This window comes from Nocardioides sp. NPDC057577, assembly GCF_042801335.1.
In the GTDB taxonomy this organism is placed as follows: domain Bacteria; phylum Actinomycetota; class Actinomycetes; order Propionibacteriales; family Nocardioidaceae; genus Nocardioides.
Map to the genome: position 1 here is coordinate 1 of NZ_JBHVGB010000266.1, position 5,118 is coordinate 5,118.

The window sequence follows — 5,118 nt, forward strand, 5'->3', positions numbered from 1 at the left end:
GGTGCGCGGCACCCGGCCCAGCGCCACCATCTCGCCGACGAGCAGCTCGGCCGAGGCGACCTCCTCCTGGGGGACGTACGCAAGCCGGCGGGCGCGTTCGCGCGAGCCGATCCGGGAGATCTCCTGGAGCCGGCCGGAGTCGTCGGTGAGGTGGGCCTGTCCCGTGCTCGGCCGCAGTACGCCGGCCAGGATGCGCAGCAGCGTCGACTTCCCCACCCCGTTCACGCCCACGATCCCGAGGCTGGTCCCCGCAGGTACGTCGAGGTCGACATCGCGCAGCACCTCACGCTCGCCCAGACGGGCCCCGACCCCGCGCAGCCGCAGCACCGGCCCCGCGCCGCCGCGCCCACTCATCGCTCACCACCGAACCGGTAGCGGCTCCGGCCCATCAGCAGCAGGAAGAGCGGTGCACCGACGACGCCGGTGACCACCCCCAGCGGGATCTCCTGCGGTCGGGCCACCATCCGCGCGAGCACATCGACCCACAGCAGGAAGAGCCCGCCGCCCAGCGCCGCGACCGGGAGCACCACCCGGTGCCGGGCCCCGACGAGCAGCCTGGCGGCGTGCGGCACGATCAGGCCGACGAACCCGATCCCGCCGCTCACCGCGACCAGCACCCCGACCAGCACCGAGAGGCCGACGAACAGGGCGCCGCGCAGCGCCGCGACGTTGACGCCGAGCGCTGCCGCGGTCTCCGGCCCGGCGGCGAGCGCGTCCAGCCACCGGTGCAGCGCCAGCATCCCGGCGGCAAGCACGAGACCGACGATCGCAGGCACCCACAACTTCTCCCAGCTGGCGCCGCCGACGCTGCCGAGCATCCAGAACATCACCGAGTTCGCGGCCCGCGGGTCGTCGCTGGCGAAGACCAGGAAGGAGGCGATCGCGGAGAGCCCCGAGGAGAGCACCACCCCGGAGAGCACCAGCCGGATCGGGGTCAGTCCGCCCTGCGCGGTCGCCACCAGCCAGACCAGCAGCGCTGCCCCGATCGCTCCGAGCAGGGCACCGGTCGAGACCGCGTAGATCCCGAAGCCGACCAGGGCGCCGGTGGTGATCGCCGCCGTCGCCCCCACGGCTGCACCGGAGCTGATGCCGAGCAGGAACGGGTCGGCCAGCGGGTTGCGTACCAGGGTCTGCATGCCGGCGCCGGCGACGGCCAGCCCGGCGCCCACGACGAGCGCCATCAGCGCGCGCGGCAGCCGCAGCTCCCACACGATCACGTCCCATCTCCCGGTGGCCTCCCCCTCGAGCCGGTCGGTGACCGTGGCGACGACCTCGGTCAGCGGGATGTGCTCGGAGCCGAACGCCAGGGACGCCACCACGCTCATCGCCGAGGCGAGCAGCAACCCGGCCACCAGCGGTAGGAACGGGACGCGTCGTCTCCCGGCACGAGCACGGGCGCGAGCACGGGCACGGTCTTCCACGGCGGTCGGCCTCTCAGGTCCTCTGGACCCTGGTCGCGAGGGCCGTGACGTACATCTGAGCCGACAGGTTTTCGGACTCGGGTTCACCCGGCGAGGCCGCCTTCCCAGGGACTCGTCCCCAGTGGCTTCTCAGCATCGCCGTCGCCCTCACCGCTGCGCGCCAGTCCCGGATTCACACCGGAGTTCCCTGGCATCCATCAGGATGCGTTCGACTCGGCGCCGAGGCTAGCACGGGTCGCCGAACCGGTGCCGGGGATGTTTCCGACGACACGGCGAAGCACAAGATCTAGGAAGTTGCATTGGTGTAATTCCCGCATATAGTGGTCCTCGCAGCTGGTTCTCCTTCCTCGGCGACGGGGCGGGAGAGGCAAGAGGGAACCCGGTGTGAGTCCGGGACTGCCCCGCAGCGGTGAGTGGGAACGACCGCCGTCACGAAGCACTGGGAGCAAGCCATGCTCCTGGGAAGCGACGGCCACTAGGACCGAGCACGATGACGCCCACGAGTCCGAAGACCTGCCAGTGCCCACCTCATGGTGGGGTCCGCGACCTCGAGGGAAGGTCAGGGGATCGAGCGTACGACGCCGTCCTCTCCTGCCCCGGCACGGATGCACGAGACATCCAGCGGGCCGCGGGGCCCGCCTGAACAAGGGGGCATGGGGCTTGATCGACACCGAGGGTCTACCGATCCGCACGGAGAAGTCGGCGTACGTCTTCGACTATCCGATGGCCGAGGACCTGGCCAAGAAGCAGCGGAGCATCTTCTGGACGGCCGAGGAGATCCCGGTCGAGAACGACAAGCAGGACTTCCTGGTCAACATGACCGACGCCGAGCAGGCCGCGGTCAAGACGACGCTGAAACTGTTCACCATCTACGAGCTGATCCTCGGCGGCGAGGTGTGGGGCGACCGGCTCTTCCACTCCTTCCCGCGGCCTGAGGTCCAGATGATGACCAACGCCTTCTCGTTCGCCGAGCTGAACATGCACGCGCCGTTCTACGCCAAGCTCAACAAGACCCTGATGATCGACACCGAGGAGTTCTACGACTCCTACAAGAACGACCCGGTGCTGGCCGAGCGGATCGCCTTCGTGTGGGACGCGATCGCCGACGAGGACCTGCTCTACGCGCTGAGCGTCTTCACGCTGATGGAGAACTGCGTCCTCTACTCCAACTTCGCCTTCCTCAAGCACTTCCAGTCCGGCGGGAAGAACCTGCTGCAGAACGTGATCAGCGGCATCAACTTCTCCGCCCGCGACGAGAACCTGCACGCCACCGGCGGCGCCTGGCTGTTCAACACCACCCTGGACGAGTACGCCGCCACCGTCCCGGCCGACAAGTTCGAGGCCGAGCGCTCCGACCTGTTCGAGCGCGTCCGCGGCGTCGCCGAGCACCTCTACGCCCACGAGGCCCGGATCGTCGAGATGCTCTTCGCCCACGGGCCCATCACCGGCATCGACCAGGCCGACCTGGAGGCCTTCGTGAAGTCCCGGGTCGACATGACGCTGGAGAACATGCGGATGGAGCCGCTGTTCGGGGTCGAGGACAACCCGATCGCCGAGTGGTTCTACAGCGGCATCAACGGCACCCAGTTCCACGACTTCTTCCAGGTCACCGGCAACGAATACAACCGCAACATCGGCGAGACGGAGTTCAGCTTCTAATGAGTAACAGCCTGATGAGTGACAACAGCTGGGAAGCACTCTCCGCCGAGCGCAAGGCGCTGCAGGCTTCGGGCACCGTGCCCGCCTTCATGACCACCGCGGGCTACGCGATGTTCAAGGCCAAATACACCGTGGCCGACCAGAGCGTCCGGGAGCGCTACGAGACCATCGCGGCCACCGCCGGCGACCTCGCCGACGAGATGTACCCCCGCGAGGACGGCGTCTCCTGGCAGGAGCCGTTCTTCGAGGCGATCTGGAACGGCTGGCTCTCGCCGTCGACGCCGGTGCTCTCCAACCTGGGCACCGACCGCGGCCTGCCGGTCTCGTGCGAGGGCTCCTACGTGGAGGACTCGGTCTGGGGCTTCTACGAGACCCTCAAGGAGGCGGCGATCCTGTCGCAGAACGGGTTCGGCACCTCGGCCTACCTCGGCGACGTCCGGCCCCGGGGCGCGAAGTTCTCCGACAACGGCAAGGCCAACGGCGTGGTCCCGGTCTTCTGCAACTTCGTGGAGATGACCAACCAGATCAGCCAGGGCGCCACCCGGCGCGGCTCCTGGGCGGGCTACCTGCCGGTGGACCACCCGGACTTCTACGAGCTCGCCGACCTGATCTTCCGCGAGCCGGCCAACAAGAACATCGGCTGGATCTTCAGCCAGGCGTTCATCGACCGGATGCTGGCCGGCGACAAGGACGCGCTCGAGCGCTACCAGCGGGTGCTGAAGATCCGGGTGGTGCTCGGCAAGGGCTACATCTGGAAGGTCGACACCGTCAACGCGGCCCAGACCGAGTCCTACAAGGCCAACGGGCTGGAGAACAAGGCCTCCAACCTGTGCTCGGAGATCACCCTCTTCTCCGACGAGGACCACTCCTACACCTGCGTGCTCTCCTCGCTGAACCTGTCGACCTATGACGAGTGGAAGGACCAGGACACGGCGTACGTCGCGACCGTCTTCCTGGACGCGGTCGCCGAGGCGTTCCTGCGCAAGGCCCGCACGATCCGTGGTCTGGAGCGGGCGGTGCGCTACACCGAGAAGGCCCGCAGCCTGGGGCTCGGCGTGATGGGCTACCACGACTACCTGCAGAAGCAGCGGGTGCCGTTCGAGTCGGACAAGGCGGCGGCGCTCAACAAGGACATCTTCGAGCGGATCTCGTCGAGCGCGGACGCCGCGTCGAGGTGGATGGGCTCGGCCGCGGGCATCCCGGAGTGGTGCGTCGGGCGGCGCAACTCCCACCTGATGGCGATCGCGCCGACGATGAGCACCGCGGTGATCGTCGGCGGCACCAGCCAGGGCATCGAGCCGTACGTCGCCAACGTCTGGAACCAGACCACCTCGGCCGGTGAGATGCCGCGAGCCAACCAGAACCTCGTCGAGGTGATGAAGGAGCGCGGCGTCTACGACCAGGAGCACATCTCCGACATCATCGACAACGGCGGTTCCGTGCAGCACGTCACCTGGCTCGACGAGCACGAGAAGGACGTCTTCAAGACCGGCTACGAGATCGACCAGGAGATCCTGCTCGCCCGGGCCTCGGACCGCCAGGCCTACATCGATCAGTCGCAGTCGCTGAACCTGTTCTTCCAGGCCGACGCGACGCCTCAATACATCAGCAAGATCCACAAGCTCGCGCTGCTCGACCCGAACATCAAGAGCCTGTACTACCTGCGCTCGCGGGCCGGGATCCAGGCCAGCAAGCAGACCCGCACCAACTGACCCAGTTCGACGGAGAGGCATGAGCATGAACGAGAACCCGACCACTGAGGCCACCGACGCCATCGACGACCTGACCTGGGACGACTGGAGCGACGCCGCGGTCTGTGCGATCGAGAACGGCCCGGACTGCGAGGCCTGCGAAGGATGAGCGACTCGGCCCTCGGGCGGCCGACGCTGACCGTATGCCGCGGTTGCTGCTGCGGGTCCGAGCGAAAGTCGCCCGGGGTGGACCACGCGGCCGTGCTCACGACGCTGAACGCGGCGGCCGGGGAGTCGGCGACGGTACGCGTCGCCGACTGCCTCGGCCCCTGCGAGCGCGCCGATGT

Annotated in this window: 5 protein-coding genes and 2 riboswitches; of the genes, 3 read left to right on the forward strand and 2 right to left on the reverse strand. The window is 68.2% G+C overall.

Annotated features, from left to right (window positions below; translation table 11 throughout):
* Together ACFU7D_RS28505 and ACFU7D_RS28510 are read right to left on the reverse strand one after the other, a co-directional pair.
* Positions 1-354: ATP-binding cassette domain-containing protein (locus ACFU7D_RS28505; RefSeq protein WP_378873613.1), on the reverse strand; the 354-nt coding region annotated here is incomplete at its 3' end.
* Positions 351-1,325 carry a FecCD family ABC transporter permease gene (locus tag ACFU7D_RS28510; RefSeq protein ID WP_378873619.1) on the reverse strand — a complete coding sequence of 325 codons (975 nt, stop codon included), beginning with the start codon at positions 1,323-1,325 and terminating at the stop codon, positions 351-353. The genes ACFU7D_RS28510 and ACFU7D_RS28505, both read right to left, overlap by 4 nt.
* 140 nt (positions 1,326-1,465) lie before the next feature.
* Positions 1,466-1,649, reverse strand: a riboswitch (cobalamin riboswitch).
* Positions 1,650-1,738: 89 nt separating this feature from the next.
* Positions 1,739-1,957, forward strand: a riboswitch (cobalamin riboswitch).
* A gap of 124 nt (positions 1,958-2,081) precedes the next feature.
* On the opposite strand from ACFU7D_RS28510, the gene ACFU7D_RS28515 reads away from it, so the two are divergent.
* The 3 genes from ACFU7D_RS28515 to ACFU7D_RS28525 are packed head-to-tail and all read left to right on the forward strand — an operon-like array spanning position 2,082 to position 4,940.
* Positions 2,082-3,080, forward strand: coding sequence for a ribonucleotide-diphosphate reductase subunit beta (locus ACFU7D_RS28515; RefSeq protein ID WP_378873615.1), 999 nt, complete (start codon positions 2,082-2,084; stop codon positions 3,078-3,080).
* A 14-nt stretch (positions 3,081-3,094) separates the two neighbouring features.
* The gene (locus ACFU7D_RS28520) at positions 3,095-4,792 is read left to right on the forward strand and encodes a ribonucleotide reductase N-terminal alpha domain-containing protein (protein ID WP_378873617.1); all 1,698 of its coding nucleotides are present in this window, start codon (positions 3,095-3,097) and stop codon (positions 4,790-4,792) included.
* Positions 4,793-4,811: 19 nt separating this feature from the next.
* Positions 4,812-4,940, forward strand: a complete 129-nt coding sequence (locus tag ACFU7D_RS28525; RefSeq protein WP_378730804.1) for a hypothetical protein — start codon at positions 4,812-4,814, stop codon at positions 4,938-4,940.
* Positions 4,941-5,118 lie beyond the last annotated feature (178 nt).

Excerpts from the sequence above, each read along its gene's own strand:
- ACFU7D_RS28510 (WP_378873619.1), bottom strand. The coding sequence starts at position 1,325 with ATGAGCGTGGTGGCGTCCCTGGCGTTCGGCTCCGAGCACATCCCGCTG.
- ACFU7D_RS28525 (WP_378730804.1), top strand. The coding sequence starts at position 4,812 with ATGAGCATGAACGAGAACCCGACCACTGAGGCCACCGACGCCATCGAC.
- ACFU7D_RS28520 (WP_378873617.1), top strand. The coding sequence starts at position 3,095 with ATGAGTGACAACAGCTGGGAAGCACTCTCCGCCGAGCGCAAGGCGCTG.